Below are 19,686 nucleotides of genomic sequence, written 5' to 3'. Positions count from 1 at the left end.
TTTTGTTTCGTCTATTAAATGCAGCCGCAGCCATTTCCTTGCACGTATTTACCTTTTTTAACCATTAGGAATGGCTTCCCAGCACCACGGTCATCACGCCAAGGAGCGCGGAAACGCACGCGCTGAAGCGGGAGCAGACGGGCTGCATCGCGATAACTGCCACAAAAATAATACAAACCACGCGGAGAAAGAAATAAATTCACCGTTTTCTTGTCGGTTGCCATCGTTTTCGTGTCGGCTGCCATCGTTTTCTTGTCAGCTGCCATCGTTTTCTTAATCAGTTGTCATCGTTTACTTGACAGCAGCTATTGTTATCGTGCGTCCACAACCACCGGCGGCATCAGAGCGAAGGGACAGTCCGACGGCCATCGGGCGCATCGGGCAAGGGCGGCACGCATTTTCGACAGTGATGGCATAGAAGTTAATTTCGGGGTTTGAAACCGTCATTGCAAACCCTGCAATCAGCGTTTCTGAACTTGAAACCATCATTTCAAACCCCAAAATCAGGTTTAAGGAGGTCGGCGGAAGTTTGGGGGATATATATAAATAAGGTGGGGATGTATTTGCTTCGGTTTGCACTATTTACGGCTCCCGCTGTGAAGGTAGGCGGCACCTCAAGAATAAAAATAAACGAGTTTATTTTGTATTCTCTTCGGTTTGCACTACCTTTGGATAAGGTAGGCTGCGTCTCAACAATGCCAAATGAAAAAACTTTCGTTTTTTCTTTGCATTGTCTTCGACTTGCACTACCTTTGCATCTATATGGAAATAAATCTTCTTACTACGGCGGAAGCCGAAAAGCTGAACGAGCTTATTGACAACGCCCAACAGATAGTAGTGACTTGCCACAAGTCGCCCGACGGCGACGCTATGGGTGCAAGCCTGGCGTGGACAGACTATCTCTCTGCCCAGCGTGATAAAAAAGTGACAATGGTAGTGCCCGACGCCTATCCCGACTTTCTGCATTGGCTGCCGGGAACAGAACGCGTGGTGCGCTATGACAAGCATAAGGACCAGGTGGCTGAAATCATGACTCACGCCGACCTGATATTCTGCATCGACTTCAATGCTATGTCGCGCGTAGACGAAATGACAACGGTGCTCACCGAAGCCACAGGCCACAAGGTGATGATGGACCATCACCTGAACCCCGAAAAGGAGGGCATGGAGCTGATGGTGTCGCATCCCGAGTTGAGCAGCGCCTCTGAGGTGGTGTTCCGCGTGGTATGGCAGTTGGGTGGTTTTGACATGATGACCCGCCGCTGCGCCACACAGATATACTGCGGCATGATGACCGACACGGGAGGGTTTACCTACAACTCCACCCGTCCGGAGATATATTATATAATAGGTCAGCTGCTCACCAAGGGCATCGACAAAGACCGCATCTACCGCAATGTGTACAACAACTACAGTTGCTGGGCCATGAGGCTGAGGGGATATATCATCTCGCAGAAGCTCAATTACTTTGAAGACTATCACTCCTCTTACTTCACCATCACCCGCAGCGATATGGCGCGCTTTCACTTCATCAAGGGCGACGCCGAAGGGCTGGTCAACGAGCCGCTGCGCATCAAGGGCATGAAGCTCTCTATCTCGCTGCGCGAAGACGACCGCCACGACAATCTGATATGGGTGAGTCTGCGCTCGGTCGATGACTTCCCCTGCAACGAGATGGCTGCCAGACACTTCAACGGTGGCGGACACCTCAACGCCAGCGGTGGCAAGCTCTGCTGCACGATGGACGAGGCAGAGAAGGCTGTGAGAGAAGCCATCATGGACTTCTCCGACAAGCTGAAATAAACTTAATTCGAGATAAAATGAAAACAAGAAAATGGCTCATGATAGCCGCCATGGGACTGATGCTGACTGCCTGTCAGGAGAAGAAGCAGCCCTACAACATCATCGTAAAGAAGGAGCAGGCACCCAAGTCTACCAAGACTCTGGCCATAGGCGACTATGTGCAGAAGTATCACGTAGAGTGGCTGGGCAAGGACTATACGATAACGGTAGCGGCAAAGGCTGACTCGACGCTGGACAAGGTGAGCGACGGCACACGCAAATACTATGACAACCGCATCGCGCTCACCATCGACCGCGAAGACGGCACACAGTTTCTGCACCGCGAGTTTACCAAAAACGATTTTTCCGCCCATGTCGATGCCGGCTATCTGGATAACAGTGCGCTGGTGGGTATCGTGTACGACAAAATCGATGGCGACAACCTCACCTTTGCTGTCAGCGTGGGCTCGCCAGACAAGTCGAGCGACGACTACGTGCCCCTGCTCATCAAGATAGGACGCACGGGCAGTGTCTCTGTGAGCAAAGACACACGCCTGGACACCAGCTCGGCTGACGAAGCGGCAGATGAAGTATTCTAACCCTAAAAAACATAATCATGAAGAATGTAATCACAGCGCTCCTGCTCTGCATCTCGATAGGAGCATCGGCACAGACCATGGGCAATCCTATGCCCAACGTTTCGGCGGAAGAAAATCCGCTGCAGACCATCAACAACACGCCCGGCCTCTGCGCCATCTTCCGCACATGGGGCTTCATAGGCGACAGCCTGTGTAGCGGCGAGATGGAGAGTCGCGACGAGAATGGCAAGCTGGGTCATCACGACATGTACGAATACTCGTGGGGCCAGTTCCTGTGCCGTGCCTGTGGCGCCGAGGGCGAGAACTTCAGCCGCGGAGGTCAGACCGCCAAGGGATGGATAGCCGACGACACCAAGCGCGGATGGGCATACTGCAAGATGAACCCCAAGCAGGCTTACATCGTGGCTATGGGTGTAAACGACTATACACGCCGCAAGCGCAACAACCTGAAGTGTGGCAGTCTGGATACCGACGTAGACCTCAAGGACTACAACAACAATGCCCCGACCTATGCCGGCTATATGGCTGGCATCATACAGCGACTGCAAAGCATACAGCCCAAGGCAAAGATATTTGTGGTGACACGCCCGCAGACCGACAAGGGCAACAACGCCTATGACGAGTTCAACGAGGTGGTGCGCGGGCTGGCACGTATGTTCAGCAACGTATATGTCATCGACCTCTTCAAGCACGCCCCACTCTATGACGCCGATTTCCAGGACCGTTATTACGTAGGAGGCCACCTCAATGCGATGGGCTACGAGTACACGGCACGTGTATTCATGACCTACATAGACTGGATTATCCGCAACAACTATAAAGAATTCAAGGAAGTGGCCTTCATTGGTACCAAACTCCACTATACGCCTGATAATGAGTTGAAAAAGAAGAAATAGCATCATCCCGGGCATGCCAAAGATACCCATAAATGACCCATGGGGATAAAAAACATGCCCAAAAATTTGCAAGACTCAGAAAAAAGCACTACCTTTGCACTCGCAAATGAGAAATATCGCGGAGTGGAGCAGTTGGTAGCTCGCCAGGCTCATAACCTGGAGGTCGCATGTTCGAGTCCTGCCTCCGCAACTACAACGTCCGAAAAGCAAATAACCAAGGCTTTTCGGACGTTTTTCGTATATACACCCGTACAGGGGTCGGACAGTAAGGCCCAGATATATATCGGGTGAGCCATAATATAGCAACAGTTCTATTATCGGTCATCCCGAAACATCCCGAAACAAAAAGGCGCTATCCGTACTGCCTCTTTCGCGCTGTGGAGAGCGCTGTGGGCCATGCGGATAGCGCAGATGTTGACGGCTTGATGGCTGCGGTAGCAGGCAAGCCGATGATGGGTTCTTTAGAACAGGTGTGAGGGATAAACGCCCTCGTCAATGAGGCTCTGGATGCGGGCTACCACACTATCGCGGTCGGCAGCATAGGTCACGCCAAACCACTTGCTGGTGGTATCGAGCACCTTGACGGTAGCGGTCTTCTCGTTGATGAGCTTGTTGACCATCAATGGGATGAAGAACTCTGCCTTCAGGTTTTCCATATTCTTCTTGTCGCTGAGGAACTCCTTGAAGTAAGCCTCGCTATAGTCGAAGTAATCGGGAGTGAAACCCCACATATTCATACTTACGGGCGTGTTGTCCTCGACAGCTACCCACTGGCCCTGCTCGTCCTTGTAGCATACGGGGCCATTGACGCGCATAATCTCGGTGCGCTCAACCACGGTGGTAAGGTGACCAGCCTCGTCCTTAGAGCAGATACCGCGAGCCACGGTACCGTTCTCGCTCAGCGTATTGCCTACACGGAAGCCCACCATAGCATAATCGTTCTTGGCGCCCTCGGGCAGCTCTGACAGGAACTTGCCAATCACCATGAAGGCATCACGGTTGTAGAAGTCGTCGCAGTTGATGACGCAGAAAGGCTCCTTGATGATATCCTTGGCCATGAGCACGGCGTGGTTGGTACCCCAAGGCTTCTGACGGCCTTCGGGCACGCTGAAGCCCTCGGGCAGCGCGTCGATAGACTGGAAGCATATCTCGGCGGGGATATGTCCCTCATATTTGGAAAGAACCTTATCGCGGAAATCCTGCTCAAAGTCCTTACGGATTACGAAGACGATTTTGCCAAAACCAGCCTGGATGGCGTCGTAGATAGAGTAGTCCATAATGGTCTCACCATTGGGACCCAGACCGTCGAGCTGCTTGAGCCCACCGTAGCGGCTTCCCATACCAGCCGCAAGAAGTAACAATGTAGGTTTCATATTATATAATAATGTGTTAAGTTATAGTCACCATGCAAAAGTAATCAAAAAAAATCGGAATACACAGCACCTTTACTGATAATTTATGCCATCGTCCTATTTTTGTCTGTAATGTCCGAAATCTTGCCAACCACCACGCTGCGGCTTGCATCGATTTCGGTCATCACGGCGATTACGACAAAGACAGGCGGCGCCTCAACCATGCAAATTGAAAAAACATTCGCTGTATTGTCTTCGGCTTGCACTACTCTATGGCTCACCATGAAGGTAGGCGGCGCCTCAACAATACAAATTGAAAAAACATTCGTTTTTCCTTTGTATTGTCTTCGGCTTGCACTACCTTTGCAATATGATTGACATAAACGAGATAAAGGACAAGCGGATAGCCGTGCTGCTCTCGGGCGGCGTCGACAGTTCGGTGGTGGTATACGAGCTGGCCCGCATGGGGCTCAAGCCCGACTGCTTCTACATCAAGATAGGGCCAGAGGAACAGGAGGAATGGGACTGCACCTCTGAGGAAGACCTGGAGATGGCCACGGCTGTGGCCGGAAGGTTCGGATGCCGCCTGCAGGTGATAGACTGCCACCGCGAATACTGGGACCAGGTGACGCGATACACCATGGAGAAAGTCAAGGCGGGCTATACGCCCAACCCCGACGTGATGTGCAACAGGCTCATCAAGTTTGGCGCCTTCGACGAGAAGATGGGGCACAACTACGACCTGATTGCCACCGGCCACTACGCCCAGACGGAAATCATAGACGGACGCAAATGGCTCTGCACCAGCCCCGACCCGGTCAAAGACCAGACCGACTTTCTTGCCCAAATCTACGACTGGCAGCTGCGCAAGGCGCTCTTCCCCATAGGTCACTATGAGAAAGACGAGGTACGCCAGATAGCCGAACGCGAGCATCTGATCAACGCCCGACGTCGCGACAGCCAGGGTATCTGCTTCCTGGGGCAGATAGACTACAACGAATATATACGCCGATACCTGGGTGAGAACCCCGGAGACGTGATAGAATGGGAAACCGGCAAGCGCATTGGCGGCCATCGTGGACTCTGGTTCCACACCATCGGCCAGCGCAAGGGCCTCGGGCTGGGCGGCGGTCCCTGGTTTGTCATCAAGAAGGATGTGGAAAAGAATATCCTGTACGTCAGTCACGGTTACGACCCTGAGACTGCGTACAAGCAAGAATTCAAGATACATGATTTTCATTTCCTCACAGTCGGTTTCGACAAAGATGAAACCGACGTGACGTTCAAGATTCGCCATACTCCCGACTACCATCACGCCACCATCCGACAATGTGGGGATGGCTGTTATATGGTCTATTCGGCTGAGAAGATACATGGCGTGGCGCCGGGTCAGTTCTGCGTCATCTACGACCACGAGCACCACCGCTGTTATGGTTCAGGAGAGATTACTTTGTAGTAGTCTCTTCTTTTTTTTCACCCTTGTCTTTCACCGTGGCTTCATAGGCGCGCTTCACGGGGTCCTTCTCGTCCATCTTCTGCAGAGCCTGCTTGACTTTGCGCGTACGTCGGCGACGGGACCGGCCTTTGAAGTCAAAGATTTTCACGAGATCAAAATCGACCACACTCGTCTTGGGATTGAGCAGCTGGCGTTCCTTTGGGTCGGTGACACCCCACTGCTCCACATTCTCACGCAGACGCTTGGACAAGTCCTCGCCCACCACCTCGACTTCGCCCAGGGTGCGGGTGCGGGGAATCAGACCGATAGAGTCGCCCACTTCCTTGAAGCCCATCGAGTGGGTGAGATACTTGGGATGACTCACCGTGATGGTATCAAACTTCTCGGGCAGAACGAGTTGGCCCGTATAGGGCGTGGTGTAGGTTCTGGACTTGTCGACCCTTACCCTCACCTGACGGATGGGCACCCGGGTCTCCAGGTCATAAATCACCACTTTCTTCTGGGCGTAGGCCGACACGGAGAACAGGCATAGCAGCGAAAAGAGTACACGATAGTTCATGACAAGTATCTTACTATTGAGTTTGTAATTCTGCAAAAGGCGGCCCATGCGGAACTCGCACTGCCGCCTTTTAGGTATGTATCAGGCTCTATTCGAGTCCCATTTCCTTCATCGCCTTTGCCGCTGCTTTGCCTACAGCCTCGTGGGCCTTCTGTCCAGCCTCATTGGCTTTCTCATTGATTTTGGCGTTGGCTTTGGCAGCAGCCTCGTTGACCTTGGCTTTGGCGTCAGACTTGGCAGCCTCGACAGCCTCTTTGGCTTTGGCATCTACCTTCTTGGCAGCCTCTTCGGCAGCATTCTGCGCGGCTTCGGGCATACTTGTTACGCTGTTTACCAGATTGCTCACCTCACTGTCTTCGCCAGCGATGGCAGTAATCTGTGCCGCATGCTCCTTCAGATATGTCTGGGCCTTGGCCATATATACCTTGGCTTCTTCGAGCTTGCCCGCCTTGACCAGCTGGGCATATTTCTCCTTGATGGCAGCGAGGGTCTTCATCAGCGCGTTGGGGTCCTTGCTCTTAAGCTGGGCATCAAGCATACTTACTACATCATCGTCTACAGGGGCAGCCACCTCTATGGTTTCGCCTTCTGCAGGGGCATTCTGCTTGTTGCCGCAACTTGCCAAGGCAGTCATGGCGAGAATGCCGGCAAAGAAAAACGATTTCTTCATATTCTTATCTTTGTTGGTTATAGACCTGAGTCTCTTGTCTGCAAAGATAGTATATTGCTGCTTTAGCCCAATGGGTTATTAAGATGATTTAACCCACTACCCTACCAATTTATAATTAATTTGGCAAGGCGCAGCTGTTTATCCCCTTTTGGCCGGGCCATACGCCATCAGCTGCTGCCAGTCATCGGCCAGCCTGCGGATGCTGGGCAGAATGACATTGGCGCCCTCGCGGGCCAAGGCCTCATCGGGCAGCGGACCGCTATTGACGCCGATGGTGAATATCTGGGCTGCCACGCCGGCTCTTACGCCCATCGGCGCATTCTCTACCACGATACCCTCCCAGGGTTTCATGTTGCCTGCCAGTTCCAGACCTTTCAGATAGGGGTCGGGGGCTGGCTTTCCGTGGCTCACGTTGTATGCCGACACAATGTGCTGTTCGTCGATAAAGTCTCCGAAATCGTAGACAAGGCGCTGGATGAGGGGTTTCTGTCCGCTCCCGGTAACCACACAGATGGTCAGTCCAGCCTCACGTATCTGCTTCATCAGGTCTACGACGCCATCGAATATCCCGGCTTCGGGCATCTGGTGAAACAGTCGCGCCTTTTCGTCGTAGATGGCTTGGGCCTCAGCCTCGGTGAGTTTCTTTCCCGTCTGGCGCTCGGCATAGATGCGTATGGTGTCGACACCCTTCATGCCCTCGGTGGCATAGGAGTCTTCGGCGGTGAAGTGGAGCCCATTGGCGCTCATAGCCTGCTGCCATGCCACGGCATGATTGGGCATGGAGTTGTAGAGCACGCCATCCATATCGAAGAGCACGCAGCGGAATCCCTTCCACTCGTCCTTGCTGGCGAGCTGATGGCCATCGACCATACGGTCCAGGTATCTGTTAATCTCTCTCTCGTACATTATTATAATAATAAAGGGAGGAAGTTACTCCCCCCTTGTTATTGTATCAAGCCCAGAGGCGTTGCGATTACTTCTCGTTCTGCAGACGCTCCTGGATAGCCTTGCTCTCAGCCTCATAGCCAGGCTTGTTGAGCAGGGCAAACATATTCTTCTTGTAAGCCTCAACACCGGGCTGGTTGAACGGATTGACACCAAGGATGTTGCCGCTGATACCACAACCTATCTCAAAGAAGTAGATAAGCTGACCGATGTAATACTCGTTGAGCACGGGCACGCTGATGCGGATATTGGGTACGCCGCCATCCACGTGGGCGAGACGTGTACCGAGTTCAGCCATCTTGTTGACCTCATCCACACGCTTTCCGGCGAGGAAGTTGAGACCGTCGAGGTTCTCATCGTCATGAGGGAAGTCGAGTTCGCGGTTGGGAGTCTCTACCGAGATGACCGTCTCGTAGATAGAGCGCTCGCCATCCTGAATCCACTGGCCCATAGAGTGCAGGTCGGTGGTGAAGTCGCAAGATGCGGGGAAGATACCCTTGCCATCCTTGCCTTCGCTCTCACCGTAGAGCTGCTTCCACCACTCAGCGATGAAGTGGAGCTTGGGCTGGTAGTTGACCATAATCTCAATCTTCTTGCCACCCTCATTGTAGAGAGCGTTGCGCACGGCAGCATACTGTGCAGCGATATTCTCGCCGAAAGGCACATTCACGCCAGTAGCCTTCTCCATATCAGTAGCACCAGCCACGAGAGCCTTGATGTCGAAACCAGCACAGGCTATAGGCAGCAGACCCACGGGAGTGAGCACAGAGAAGCGGCCACCCACGTTGTCGGGAATGATGAAGCTCTTGTAGCCTTCCTTGTCGGCACAGGTGCGTGCGGCACCGCGCTTGGCATCGGTAACAGCCACTATCACCTCACGAGCCACGTCCTTGCCCATCTGGGCCTCACACTGCTTCTTGAGCAGACGGAAAGTGAGGGCGGTCTCGGTGGTGGTACCCGACTTGGAGATATTGATGACGCCGAAGCGCTTGCCCTTCAGATAGTCGGTGAGCTCAGCCAGATAGTCCTCGCTGATGTTGTTGCCGGCAAAGAGAATCTGCGGGTTCTTCTTGTCCTGAATGAGCCAGGCAAACGAGTTGCTAAGGGCTTCGATGACAGCGCGCGCGCCGAGGTAGCTGCCGCCGATACCGGCTACCACTACTACCTCACACTTCTCTCTGAGGGTGTTGGCAACAGCCTGGACTTCATCGAGGAAATCAGGAGTAATACTTGATGGCAAGTGAAGCCATCCTAAGAAGTCGTTGCCGGGGCAAGTATTGTTCTCCAATGCCTCGAGAGCGGCTTTAGCTTTGGGTTCATACGCCTCTACCGCACCCTCACCAAGGAAGGAAGCGGCTTTGGTAAAGTCTAAAGAAATACTTTTCATTTTAGTCTATCTAAAACTGTCTGTTAATAATTTGATTTCAATCTGGGGATTGATGCGTTCGTAGAGAATGTTGTACACCGCGTCGAGGATAGGCATATTGACATGCATGTGGCGGTTGATTTCCTTCATGCACTTCGTACCGAAGTATCCCTCGGCTATCATCTCCATCTCTATCTGTGCGCTCTTCACGCTGTAGCCCTTACCAATCATCGAACCGAAGGTGCGGTTGCGCGAGAAGTTGGAGTAGCCCGTGACCAGCAGGTCACCCAGGTAGACGCTGTCATAGACATTGCGCTCTATGGGATTGACGGCGGTCATGAACCGGTTCATCTCCTGCACGGCGTTGGATATGAGTACCGCCTGGAAGTTGTCGCCATACTTCAGGCCCGAGCAGATGCCCGCGGCGATGGCATAGACGTTTTTCAGCACCGACGAATACTCTATGCCAAGCACATCCGACGCCACCTTGGTCTTGATAAACTCCGACGAGAGTACCTCGGTAAAGGCCTGGGCCTTCTCCTGGTCGGCACATCCCACAGTGAGATAAGAGAGGCGTTGCAGCGCCACTTCTTCGGCGTGCGACGGACCGCCGATGACGGCAAGATTGTCGTAAGGCACGTCGTAGACCCTATGGAAGTATTCAGAGCACACCAGGTTCTCATCGGGCACGATACCCTTGATGGCGGTAATGATAAACTTGTCCTTGATACGGGTCTTGAGTTTCTTCAGATGACTCTTGAGATAGGGCGAGGGAGTGACAAACACGAGCGTGTCGTAAGCCTCAACTATCTTGTTGATGTCTGAAGAGAAGAAGATTTCGTCCACATCGAAGTGCACACTTGTGAGATAGGCGGGGTTGTGACCCAGTCTTCTGAAGTCTTCGATGCGGTCGTCGCGGCGCATGTACCACCCCAGGTGGTGGGTGTGGTCTATCACTATCTTGGCGATAGCTGTAGCCCACGAGCCTCCACCGATGATGGCTGTTTTTCCTACGCTAAACATAAATCTTGTTTTGGGGTTATTTTATGCTGTTCTCAGGCCTGTGCGCTGTCTATCCACTGCTGGATGGCGTCGACACCGGGCTTTTCAAACTCGAGCTTGTACTTCTTGTGTATCTCGCCCAACTTCTGCTGCAGTCCCTGAGCCTTCTGGTCCTTGATGTCGCTGATGAGATTGAAGCCTGCCTTGCGCAGCACATACACCTCGTCCTCAGGCACACCAATGGCAGCCCACTCCTTGATGCTGCTCTGAGGTATCTTGGCCTCGGGCTTCATCTGGGGGAAGAGCATAACTTCCTGGATGTACTCCTTGCCGGTCATGAGCATCACCAGACGGTCGATGCCGATACCGATACCACTTGTGGGGGGCATGCCGTACTGCAGCGCACGCAGGAAGTCCTGGTCGATGACCATTGCCTCGTCGTCGCCCTTGTCGGCCAGTCTCATCTGCTCCTTGAAGCGCTCTTCCTGGTCAATGGGGTCATTGAGCTCAGAGTAGGCATTGGCCAGCTCCTTACCGTTGACCATCAGCTCGAAGCGCTCGGTCAGTCCGGGTTTGCTGCGGTGCATCTTGGTGAGCGGGCTCATCTCTACGGGATAGTCGATGATGAAGGTAGGCTGAATGTAGGTACCCTCGCAGTACTCGCCGAAGATTTCGTCGATGAGCTTGCCCTTGCCGAAGCTCGCGTCGATGCCTTCCATCTTGAGTTCGTCTACAGCGATGTGGCGTATCTCGTCCTCGCTCTTGCCGTAGAGGTCATATCCGGTCTTCTCCTTGATGGCATCGAGGATGGGCAGACGACGGAAGGGAGCCTTGAAGCTGATAGTCTTGTCGCCCATCTGCACTTCGGGCTTGCCGTTGACAGCCACACAGATGGTCTCGAGCAGCTGTTCGGTGAAGGACATCATCCAGTTATAGTCCTTGTACTGCACATAGAGCTCCATGCAGGTAAACTCAGGGTTGTGGAAGCGATCCATACCCTCGTTGCGGAAGTTCTTGCCTATCTCGTAGACGCCTTCAAATCCGCCCACGATGAGTCGCTTCAGATAGAGCTCGGTGGCGATACGCATGTACATATCTATATTGAGCGCATTGAAGTGGGTGATAAACGGACGGGCGCTGGCACCGCCGGCAATGCTCTGCAGCGTGGGGGTCTCTACCTCAGTATAGCCAGCCTCGTCGAAGAAGCGGCGCATGGTGCGCAGCACGGTGGCACGCTTGAGGAAGGTATCCTTCACACCGTCGTTGACCACGAGGTCTACATAGCGCTGACGATAGCGCAGCTCGGGGTCCTCAAACTTGTCGTAGGCCACACCGTCCTTATACTTCACGATAGGCAGAGGCTTGAGGCTCTTGCTCAGCAGCGTCAGTTCTTTGGCGTGAACGCTGATTTCACCGGTCTGAGTACGGAAGACGAAACCCTTGATACCGATGAAGTCACCGATATCCATCAGTTTCTTGAACACCTTGTTGTACAAGTCTTTGTCATCGCCAGGACACACGTCATCACGGGTGATATACACCTGGATACGACCCTTGGAGTCTTGCAGCTCGGCAAAGCTGGCCTTACCCATCACGCGGCGGCCCATCAGACGGCCGGCGATAACTACCTCGCGCTCTTCGCCATCCACGAAGTTGTCACGGATATCGGTCGAATAAGCATTTACGGGAAATTCGTCTGCGGGATAGGGATTGATACCCATCTGTCGCAACTCTTCAAGACACTGGCGGCGTACAATCTCTTGTTCGCTAAGTTCTAATACGTTCATATATATTGTTTTTATTTACTTTCCATTCATACTGGCATGCACCTTTGCCCCGCCCGCCTCTGCAGTAACGGGACATACGCACATTATCATCTGCAAAAGTACTCAAAAAAAACGAAATTGCATTGGTTTTTACCTTATTAATTACATCGCGAGCGCATATATTTATATAATGTGCAGGCATTCGTATTGCCTGTACGTATCGTTGTACTCTGCAGTCAGGACATGGAAAACGGAAAAAACAGTAAAAAAGAGAAAAATGAATAAAATGACGGTTACCCATTTTACTTTTCCCACTTCTCGGGGTTATATATATGAACGGCGTTCATACAACGGACCCAATTTCAACCTCAAACGACAACGAATATGAGACATTACAAAACAACCATCGTATCGATGACAGCACTAATGGCCATGCTGCTATGCTTGCCGGCTTCGGGCCATCGCCGCCCAGGCTGCCATCATCGCCTGTGGACTCCGAGACCCATGGTCGTAGTACGCACGGTGCCGACAACGGCCACCCGTGTGAGCAACCACCTCACCCAGAACCAGCGTCTGCACATGGCCCTGGCCTATCTGCAGAACAACAGATACCTCACCATCAAGCACTACGCCCGTATGACGGGACTCAGCAAGCAGATGGCCGAAGCCGAGCTCGACTCCTTCTGCTCCAGAGCCAACGGCATGCTGAAATGCCAGACCGCAGGTAGCAAAAAGGTATATAGCAAGATATAATCACCCAAACCTCACAACGAGAGAAGACGACCATGTCCATCGACGACACTTACATAGTAAAGCAGCTGAAGGCAGACACTGCCAAGGGGTTCGCCCTGCTGGTAAAGCGCTACACCGAGCCTATCTACTGGCACATACGCCGCATGGTGGTGAGCCACGACGATGCCCAGGACGCCATGCAGGAGACCTTCATACGCATCTACCGCTCAGTGGGAAACTACGATGAAATCCGCTCGCTGTCGGCGTGGATATACAAGATTGCCACCCACGAGGCGCTGCGCATCATCGGCCAACGGAAGCAGGATGAGGTTTCGGCCGACGACAGGATGGCGCTGCTCGACGAGCGCGCAGCCGACAGCTATATCGACTACAGCGACGCCGAAGCCGTCAGACTGCAACGTGCCATCCTCGCGTTGCCCGACAAGCAGCAGCTGGCCTTCAACCTGCGCTACTACGATAACATGAGTTTTGCCGAGATTGCCGACGTGACAGACTCCACGCCCGCCTCGGCCAAGACCAACTATCACATCGCCAAGGAGAAAATCATCAGATATATGAACAATCATGACTAAAGATATGGAACATCAATTCGATTTCGACAACATTGGCAAACGCATGCCTTACAGCGTGCCCGAAGGTTTCTTCGACGACATGGAACGCCAGATACTTGCCCGCAACCTATCACAATCGCGCCCCAGGCGCCACCGCTCAATGACCCTGCGCCGCTCGATAGCCGGTCTGCTGGCAGCTGCAGCCGTGACGGGCATAGTAGTGATGATAGGCGGCAGATGGTCTACCCTATCCACGACAGACTATGCCCATGTGGAGCAGGCGTTCGACAATCTGAGCAACGACGACCAGACCTACATCCTCTCGGTGTATCAGGAAGACATATTTATCAACGAATAAAAAACATAACAAGATGAAGACCATTATGAAGTTATGGCTCGTAGCAGCCTTGATGCTGATGGGCACAACCACTATCAGCGCACAGAACAACCAGCGCCAGCGTCTGACGCGCGAAGAACTGGCCGACAAGCAGGCACGGCACATCGCCCAGACCATGGCTTTCGACGAAGCCACCACCAAGCAGTTTGTCGAGACCTATACTGCCTGCCAGAAAGAAATCTGGGCTTTGGGCACTCGCATGAAGGGCGCTCGCAAACAGGCCAACGCACAGCAGCAGACCGAAGCCGAGGCCAAACAGGACATCGCCCGGCAGTTTGAGCGTAGCGAAAAGCTGCTGCAGATTCGCCAGAAGTATTATGCCGAATACAGCAAGTTTCTCACCCAAAACCAGATCAAGCGTGTCTACGTTCTCGAACGACGGATGATGAAGCGTCTGGCCAACCATCGCCCGGCGCGCAAGCCCGGGCAGAGACAGGCATTACAGATGCGATGACCGCGAGACCACAGCCCGACATACCGGGCGCAGATGTCTGCCCATAGGATTATATTTATATACGTGTGTATCGACCGAGATTGTCCCGAATTTACGGGCGGTCTCGGTTTCTTTATTTATATTCCTGGCAGTCATGGCTTTCAGAACCGTGCCAACCACCTTTGGCGGCTCGTATCGTATGTTACGTGGACACGTATCGTAAGGCACGAGCCCACGTAACAAATGATACGAGCCTTCGTGCCTTACGTTACGAGCCGCCAGATGAGGTTACGGCGGATGCGATGACGACCATAATGACGCCAAGCCACCCTCCCACGCTTCCCTCTGGGCCTTGCGATGCAGCAGTGACGACCACCGTCATCGGGAGGGCAGTAGGCACGGTCGGAAAAATAATTGAAAAAAAGTTGGAAAAATGCTTGGAAGTTATCACGCAAGTCGCTATCTTTGCAATATCAAATTAATATCACTTTCTAAACAGCTATAATTATGAAGAATCAAGAGTTTGACTTCAAGGGATTTTCCCTGAATGGTTTCGTGATGTTGTTTGCCATTGTGGCTGCACTGGTAATTTCCGGCCTGCTGCTCGGCTTCGGCATCGAGTATGAGAATGCGTTCAAGATTGTCACTGGCTGCGTACTGCTGCTGGCTGCCATCGTCGCCATGTGCGGCTTCATCATGATAGAGCCCAACGAGGCCCGCGTGATGCTGTTCTTCGGCAAGTACCACGGCACCTTCAAGAAGGTGGGATACTCGTGGGTGAACCCCTTCTACAGTGTAAAGAAGCTGTCGCTGCGCGCCCGCAACATCGACGCCGAACCCATCAAGGTCAATGACAAGCAGGGCAACCCCGTGATGATTGGCATGGTGCTGGTGTGGAAACTCAAAGACACCTACAAGGCCATGTTTGAAATCGACGCCCAGACCATGGCGAGCAACGCAGCCTCGGTAGGTGTCAACGTAAACAGCATGATGCGCGCCTTCGAGAATTTTGTCAAGATACAGGGCGACGCCGCCCTCCGACAGATGGCCGGACAGTATGCCTATGACAATACCGACAACAAGGACGAACTGACACTGCGCAGCGGTGGCGACGAAATCAACGAGGTGCTCAAGAGCGAGCTGGAAGAGCGGCTCACCATGGCTGGCATCGAGGTGGTAGAGGCCCGCATCAACTATCTGGCCTATGCACCCGAAATCGCTGCCGTGATGCTGCGCCGCCAGCAGGCCGACGCCATCATCGCCGCCCGCGAGAAGATAGTGGAAGGTGCGGTGAGCATGGTCAAGATGGCGCTCGACAAACTGGCAGAAGGCGGCGTGATAGAGCTCGATGACGACAAGAAGGCTGCCATGATTAGCAACCTGATGGTAGTGCTCTGCGGCGACGATACGGCGCAGCCAGTAGTCAACACAGGCACGCTCAACATGTAATAGGCAGACATGGCAAAAGAGAAAACCAAACCCTTTGTACTGCGACTCGACAGCGCCACGATGGCGGCTGTCGAGAAGTGGGCTGCCGACGAGTTTCGCAGCACCAACGGACAACTGCAATGGATTGTCAACGAGGCGCTACGCAAGGCCAGGAGGCTGCCCAAGCATAAGAACGGGGGCAACGGTGAACTATCGAATGCTACCAACGATGAAGAGAACGACAACATCTGACGGCCCGTTCTTCACGGTCAACCGCACCCTGACAGGCACTCTCTCAGAGGCTGCCACCATCGTCATGCTGGTTGTGGCATGGGGCCTCATCCTGACGGCACTGGTCTGCCCCGCTTCGCTCAGCACCGGCCCCGAGGCATGGCTCGACACCAGCCTCACCTTCCGCGACAGGGCTGGCGCCGTGACCTTCGGCGGCATAGACACCTATCTGGCGCTTTATGCCCTGTGGGCAGCCTATCACCCGCTCTCACGCATAGAGATGCCCATGACCATCACGGCGGCAGAGCAGCTGCGGGTGATGGTCACCTACACCCGCGCGATGGGCGTATGCCTGGCGGCAGCAATGGTGAGCGGCGTGCTGGCAGCCTTCTACATCCCCTGCAGACCAGCCGCCGAGACGGCTATCATCATCTGTCTGGCTGCCATGGCCACCAATGCGGCAGCAGCCGTAGTCTGCGTGTACAGACGGCGCGACCGCAGCAAGACCACCCGACTGAGAATACTCAACTTCAGACCCAAGATATAAACCATACATATATGCAGACACTAAGCAACGACATTCTCTCTGTCACCATCGCCGAGCGTGGTGCAGAGATGCAGAGCATACGCGACGCGCAGGGACACGAGTATCTGTGGCAGGCCGACCCTAAATACTGGGCCAAGCACTCGCCCACCCTCTTCCCCATCGTCTGTGGACTCTGGAACGACACCTATCATCTCGACGGCAAGGAGTATCACATGCTTCGCCACGGATTTGCCAGCAAGAGCGACTTCACTCTCGTAGCCAAAAACGACCACCGCGTCACCTTTGCCCTCACCGAGAGCGAAGAGACACTCAAGGTCTATCCCTTCCACTTCAATCTGAGCGTGACCTACCGGCTCGACGGCAACACCATCCACGTGATCTGGCACGTGGAGAACACCGACCGCCGCGAACTGCTGTTCTCTATCGGTGGCCATCCCGCATTCAACGTGCCCGGAATGAAAGACGGTGACCCGCTGGACGGCTATCTGCGCTTCGACAACCCCAATGCCGAGCGTCTCTATGGCAACACCCACGGCTGCATCACCCCTGGTCATCATCCGCTGGAGATGGATGGCAACGTGTGGCACTTCACCTGCGCCGACTTCGACGACGACGCTCTCATCTTCGACGAGTCGCAGTTGCACGAGGTGGCTCTGCTCGACCGCGAGCGCCGTCCGGTGGTGACCATAGGCTTCCGCTCGCCGGCAGTAGGCATCTGGAGCCCCACCGCCAAGAACGCGCCCTTCGTGTGCATAGAGCCCTGGTACGGCATACACGACTGGGCTGAGTTTACGGGCGACCTGAGCGAGAAATACCTCATCAACCGCCTGCAGCCCGGTGCCAGCTTCATGAGCGAATACACCATCCGCATCGGATAACACAACCACACAAACAGCAAAAGCCGCAATAGCCATCCCTGCACAAGCAGGAGCTATTGCGGCTTTCTATTGTCTGCCGGTAGAAGCAATGTCAGAGCGAAAGGGCCAAACGGAGGCCTACGTTGGAAGCCCTCTTGTCGGGCGCTATACCAAAGCGGGCTGAGATACGACAGTTGATAGGCTCATCGCCAAAGCTGCCGCCACGCATCACACGCTCGCTGCCTGCAGCCGGTCCAACAGGACACACCTGCTCCTCGGCAGAGTAGTCGCCCATATAGTCGCTGCACAGTTCATTGACGCTGCCACTCATGTCATACAGCCCCAACTCGTTGGGCTTTCGGCTTGCCCAGGCTGGCCAAGAGCCATGGTAGAAACTGCCCACCTCGCCGAGATTGTTGCTGCCGCTGTAACGGTAACCTTTGGCATACTTGCCGCCACGAGCGGCATACTCCCACTCGGCCTCGGTGGGCAGTCGGAACTGCTTGCCGGTAATCGCATTGAGCTTCTGGATGAACTCCTGACAATCATTCCAGCTGACACTCTCAACAGGACAATACGCGGACTTGGTAGAAGACGGATTGGTGCCCATTACTGCCTGCCAGAGTTCCTGCGTCACTTCAAAGACGCCTATGGCAAAACTTTCAACATATACCTTATGCACGGGCTTCTCTTCTGCCAGACTAAAGCCGACCGTATCCATCTCTGCCGTGGCGCCCATGTCGAAAGAGCCTCCCTCTATATAGCGCATAGTAAAATTCACGTCACCGACAAAGAACATCTCCGAGTCTTTGGTAATCTTCTTGGCTACAAAGGCAGGCTTGTCCTGAGTCTCGGTCGCCGTCTCTCCGGATGGCCATGCCTGGGAAATGGCTACAACGATGCCACCCACAACGAGGACTGCCGCCAAGACAGCGGCTGCCACCATCATCGTCTTCCGGCTGACCACGGGGCGTGCGGGAGACTTGGGCTGGGGAGCGGGAATTTTCTTCTTGAGAGTGGTATCGCCGTCGCCCGAACCCGACGCCTCATGCGAGGTATCGGTACGGGGCTTGGGGTTGGCTGCCTGCCCGGCCACGCCATCAAACTCGGCCAGGAACTCGGCAACGGTCTTGGGGCGGTCGCGCCGGCGACCCTCCATGGCATGGGTGATGGCGGTGATGACCTGAGGGGTGACTCCACGAGACTTCAGCGGCTCGAGGGGAAGACCGTCCTCATTGACAGACGAAGCACTGGGCGGCGTCTGTCCGGTGAGCAGTTTATAGTATGTAGCTCCGAGGGCATAGACATCGGTCTCGGGCGAGAACTCGCCCACTCCGCCCTGCATATACTGCTCCAGCGGAGCGTAGCCCTCACTGATACCCACTGGGGTGCTGCTGGTCTGGTGGCCCGTGGCAGAGTCGTACTGCTTGGCGAGACCGAAGTCGATGAGCACGACCTCGTCTTTATCGGTGAGCATGATGTTGGCTGGCTTGACGTCGAGATGGGTCATGCGCTGGGTATGAATATAGGTCAGGGCGTCGGCCACCTGACGGATATAGCGCGTGGCCTCGGACTCAGAGAGGGCTCCCTGGCGCCCAACCCTATCGGACAGCGAACCACCGGCGACATACTCCATCACATAGTAGGCTGTGCCGTTTTCCTCAAACACATCGATGATGCGCACGATGTGTGGGTGGTTGAGCCGGGCTATGCTGCGGGCTTCCTTGAGAAACTTCTGGCGATAGCGGTCTACCGTCTCGCGGTTGCCCTCGGTGCCAAGGGTCACGCCACGACTGTCACTGGCGCGACAACAGGCTTCGCGCATGAAGAACTCCTTGATAGCCACCGTACGTTCCAGCCCGCCCTGAATGGCGAGGTAAGTAATGCCGAAGCCACCCTGACCCAGCACTTTCTCTATGCGGTATTTGCCACCCTGAAGATTGTCGCCAGGGTGCAGCGTGAATGTCATATCCATATAGGTAAACTGTTTATTGCCTTGCAAATGTAATAATAAATGACGAAAACGGCTTGCAATCTGCCTGTTTTTTATCTTCTTCGCGAAAAAAACTATCCCGACGGAGGCAAATGATAGAATG

General features: G+C 54.1%; 23 protein-coding genes and 1 tRNA gene. 13 read left to right on the top strand and 11 right to left on the bottom strand.

Annotated features, from left to right (window positions below):
- Window positions 1-14: 14 nt before the first annotated feature.
- Both CIK94_RS13140 and CIK94_RS14215 read right to left on the bottom strand, forming a co-directional pair.
- Window positions 15-266, bottom strand: a complete 252-nt coding sequence (locus CIK94_RS13140; RefSeq protein ID WP_094423292.1) for a hypothetical protein — start codon at window positions 264-266, stop codon at window positions 15-17.
- 25 nt (window positions 267-291) lie between these two features.
- The gene (locus tag CIK94_RS14215) at window positions 292-579 is read right to left on the bottom strand and encodes a hypothetical protein (protein WP_144008112.1); all 288 of its coding nucleotides are present in this window, start codon (window positions 577-579) and stop codon (window positions 292-294) included.
- Window positions 580-762: 183 nt separating this feature from the next.
- Between CIK94_RS14215 and CIK94_RS13135 the strand changes: the two genes are divergently transcribed.
- The 4 genes from CIK94_RS13135 to CIK94_RS13120 all read left to right on the top strand — a co-directional run bounded on the left by CIK94_RS13135 (window position 763) and on the right by CIK94_RS13120 (window position 3,467).
- The gene (locus tag CIK94_RS13135; RefSeq protein ID WP_094423291.1) at window positions 763-1,803 is read left to right on the top strand and encodes a bifunctional oligoribonuclease/PAP phosphatase NrnA; all 1,041 of its coding nucleotides are present in this window, start codon (window positions 763-765) and stop codon (window positions 1,801-1,803) included.
- Between the two features lie 17 nt (window positions 1,804-1,820).
- Window positions 1,821-2,381: a DUF4738 domain-containing protein gene (locus CIK94_RS13130; RefSeq protein ID WP_094423290.1), complete on the top strand. Its 561-nt coding sequence runs from the start codon at window positions 1,821-1,823 to the stop codon at window positions 2,379-2,381.
- A gap of 17 nt (window positions 2,382-2,398) precedes the next feature.
- The gene (locus CIK94_RS13125; RefSeq protein WP_022310818.1) at window positions 2,399-3,277 is read left to right on the top strand and encodes an SGNH/GDSL hydrolase family protein; all 879 of its coding nucleotides are present in this window, start codon (window positions 2,399-2,401) and stop codon (window positions 3,275-3,277) included.
- Window positions 3,278-3,394: 117 nt separating this feature from the next.
- Window positions 3,395-3,467, top strand: a tRNA-Met gene (locus CIK94_RS13120).
- Between the two features lie 271 nt (window positions 3,468-3,738).
- Here CIK94_RS13120 and CIK94_RS13115 read toward each other — a convergent pair.
- The gene (locus tag CIK94_RS13115) at window positions 3,739-4,650 is read right to left on the bottom strand and encodes a nucleotidyltransferase (RefSeq protein WP_094385894.1); all 912 of its coding nucleotides are present in this window, start codon (window positions 4,648-4,650) and stop codon (window positions 3,739-3,741) included.
- An 83-nt stretch (window positions 4,651-4,733) separates the two neighbouring features.
- Window positions 4,734-4,895, bottom strand: a complete 162-nt coding sequence (locus CIK94_RS14520; protein WP_158214750.1) for a hypothetical protein — start codon at window positions 4,893-4,895, stop codon at window positions 4,734-4,736.
- Between the two features lie 104 nt (window positions 4,896-4,999).
- Here CIK94_RS14520 and mnmA point away from each other — a divergent pair, with 104 nt between their 5' ends.
- On the top strand, window positions 5,000-6,085 hold the full coding sequence (gene mnmA, locus CIK94_RS13105; RefSeq protein ID WP_371327106.1) for a tRNA 2-thiouridine(34) synthase MnmA: 1,086 nt from the start codon (window positions 5,000-5,002) through the stop codon (window positions 6,083-6,085).
- On the opposite strand, the gene CIK94_RS13100 is transcribed toward mnmA, so the two are convergent.
- The 6 genes from CIK94_RS13100 to lysS form a co-directional block, all read right to left on the bottom strand.
- A complete protein-coding gene (locus CIK94_RS13100; protein WP_094385889.1) occupies window positions 6,075-6,644 on the bottom strand; it encodes a hypothetical protein in 570 nt (189 codons plus the stop codon). The genes mnmA and CIK94_RS13100 overlap by 11 nt on opposite strands.
- Before the next feature lie 88 nt (window positions 6,645-6,732).
- Window positions 6,733-7,314: a hypothetical protein gene (locus CIK94_RS13095; protein WP_094423289.1), complete on the bottom strand. Its 582-nt coding sequence runs from the start codon at window positions 7,312-7,314 to the stop codon at window positions 6,733-6,735.
- Window positions 7,315-7,452: 138 nt separating this feature from the next.
- Entirely contained in the window at window positions 7,453-8,220 is a 768-nt protein-coding gene (locus CIK94_RS13090; protein ID WP_094423288.1) for an HAD family phosphatase, read from the bottom strand.
- A 67-nt stretch (window positions 8,221-8,287) separates the two neighbouring features.
- Window positions 8,288-9,646 (bottom strand): glucose-6-phosphate isomerase, encoded by a 1,359-nt coding sequence (locus CIK94_RS13085; protein ID WP_022310825.1) that lies wholly within the window; start codon window positions 9,644-9,646, stop codon window positions 8,288-8,290.
- Between the two features lie 6 nt (window positions 9,647-9,652).
- Window positions 9,653-10,648 carry an NAD(P)H-dependent glycerol-3-phosphate dehydrogenase gene (locus CIK94_RS13080; RefSeq protein ID WP_022310826.1) on the bottom strand — a complete coding sequence of 332 codons (996 nt, stop codon included), beginning with the start codon at window positions 10,646-10,648 and terminating at the stop codon, window positions 9,653-9,655.
- Window positions 10,649-10,680: 32 nt separating this feature from the next.
- The gene (lysS, locus tag CIK94_RS13075; protein ID WP_022310827.1) at window positions 10,681-12,414 is read right to left on the bottom strand and encodes a lysine--tRNA ligase; all 1,734 of its coding nucleotides are present in this window, start codon (window positions 12,412-12,414) and stop codon (window positions 10,681-10,683) included.
- Window positions 12,415-12,777: 363 nt separating this feature from the next.
- On the opposite strand from lysS, the gene CIK94_RS13070 reads away from it, so the two are divergent.
- The 8 genes from CIK94_RS13070 to CIK94_RS13035 all read left to right on the top strand — a co-directional run bounded on the left by CIK94_RS13070 (window position 12,778) and on the right by CIK94_RS13035 (window position 17,611).
- A complete protein-coding gene (locus CIK94_RS13070) occupies window positions 12,778-13,146 on the top strand; it encodes a hypothetical protein (RefSeq protein ID WP_144007758.1) in 369 nt (122 codons plus the stop codon).
- A 32-nt stretch (window positions 13,147-13,178) separates the two neighbouring features.
- Window positions 13,179-13,718 (top strand): RNA polymerase sigma factor, encoded by a 540-nt coding sequence (locus CIK94_RS13065; RefSeq protein WP_094385880.1) that lies wholly within the window; start codon window positions 13,179-13,181, stop codon window positions 13,716-13,718.
- Window positions 13,719-13,722: 4 nt separating this feature from the next.
- Window positions 13,723-14,055 carry a hypothetical protein gene (locus CIK94_RS13060; protein ID WP_094385878.1) on the top strand — a complete coding sequence of 111 codons (333 nt, stop codon included), beginning with the start codon at window positions 13,723-13,725 and terminating at the stop codon, window positions 14,053-14,055.
- A 13-nt stretch (window positions 14,056-14,068) separates the two neighbouring features.
- A complete protein-coding gene (locus CIK94_RS13055; protein WP_094385876.1) occupies window positions 14,069-14,548 on the top strand; it encodes a hypothetical protein in 480 nt (159 codons plus the stop codon).
- A 486-nt stretch (window positions 14,549-15,034) separates the two neighbouring features.
- Window positions 15,035-15,976 (top strand): SPFH domain-containing protein, encoded by a 942-nt coding sequence (locus CIK94_RS13050; RefSeq protein ID WP_094423287.1) that lies wholly within the window; start codon window positions 15,035-15,037, stop codon window positions 15,974-15,976.
- Window positions 15,977-15,985: 9 nt separating this feature from the next.
- Window positions 15,986-16,207, top strand: a complete 222-nt coding sequence (locus tag CIK94_RS13045; RefSeq protein ID WP_094388559.1) for a DNA-binding protein — start codon at window positions 15,986-15,988, stop codon at window positions 16,205-16,207.
- A complete protein-coding gene (locus tag CIK94_RS13040; protein ID WP_094388560.1) occupies window positions 16,185-16,733 on the top strand; it encodes a hypothetical protein in 549 nt (182 codons plus the stop codon). The genes CIK94_RS13045 and CIK94_RS13040 overlap by 23 nt, the downstream gene beginning before the upstream one ends.
- 11 nt (window positions 16,734-16,744) lie before the next feature.
- Window positions 16,745-17,611, top strand: coding sequence for an aldose 1-epimerase family protein (locus CIK94_RS13035; protein ID WP_094423286.1), 867 nt, complete (start codon window positions 16,745-16,747; stop codon window positions 17,609-17,611).
- 91 nt (window positions 17,612-17,702) lie between these two features.
- On the opposite strand, the gene CIK94_RS13030 is transcribed toward CIK94_RS13035, so the two are convergent.
- A complete protein-coding gene (locus CIK94_RS13030; RefSeq protein ID WP_094385865.1) occupies window positions 17,703-19,565 on the bottom strand; it encodes a bifunctional serine/threonine-protein kinase/formylglycine-generating enzyme family protein in 1,863 nt (620 codons plus the stop codon).
- Window positions 19,566-19,686: the final 121 nt, after the last annotated feature.

The organism is Prevotella sp. P4-51, from assembly GCF_002251455.1.
Classification (GTDB): domain Bacteria; phylum Bacteroidota; class Bacteroidia; order Bacteroidales; family Bacteroidaceae; genus Prevotella.
The sequence above is the reverse complement of the archived record's forward strand: the minus strand, read 5'-3'. Positions and strand labels throughout refer to the sequence as shown.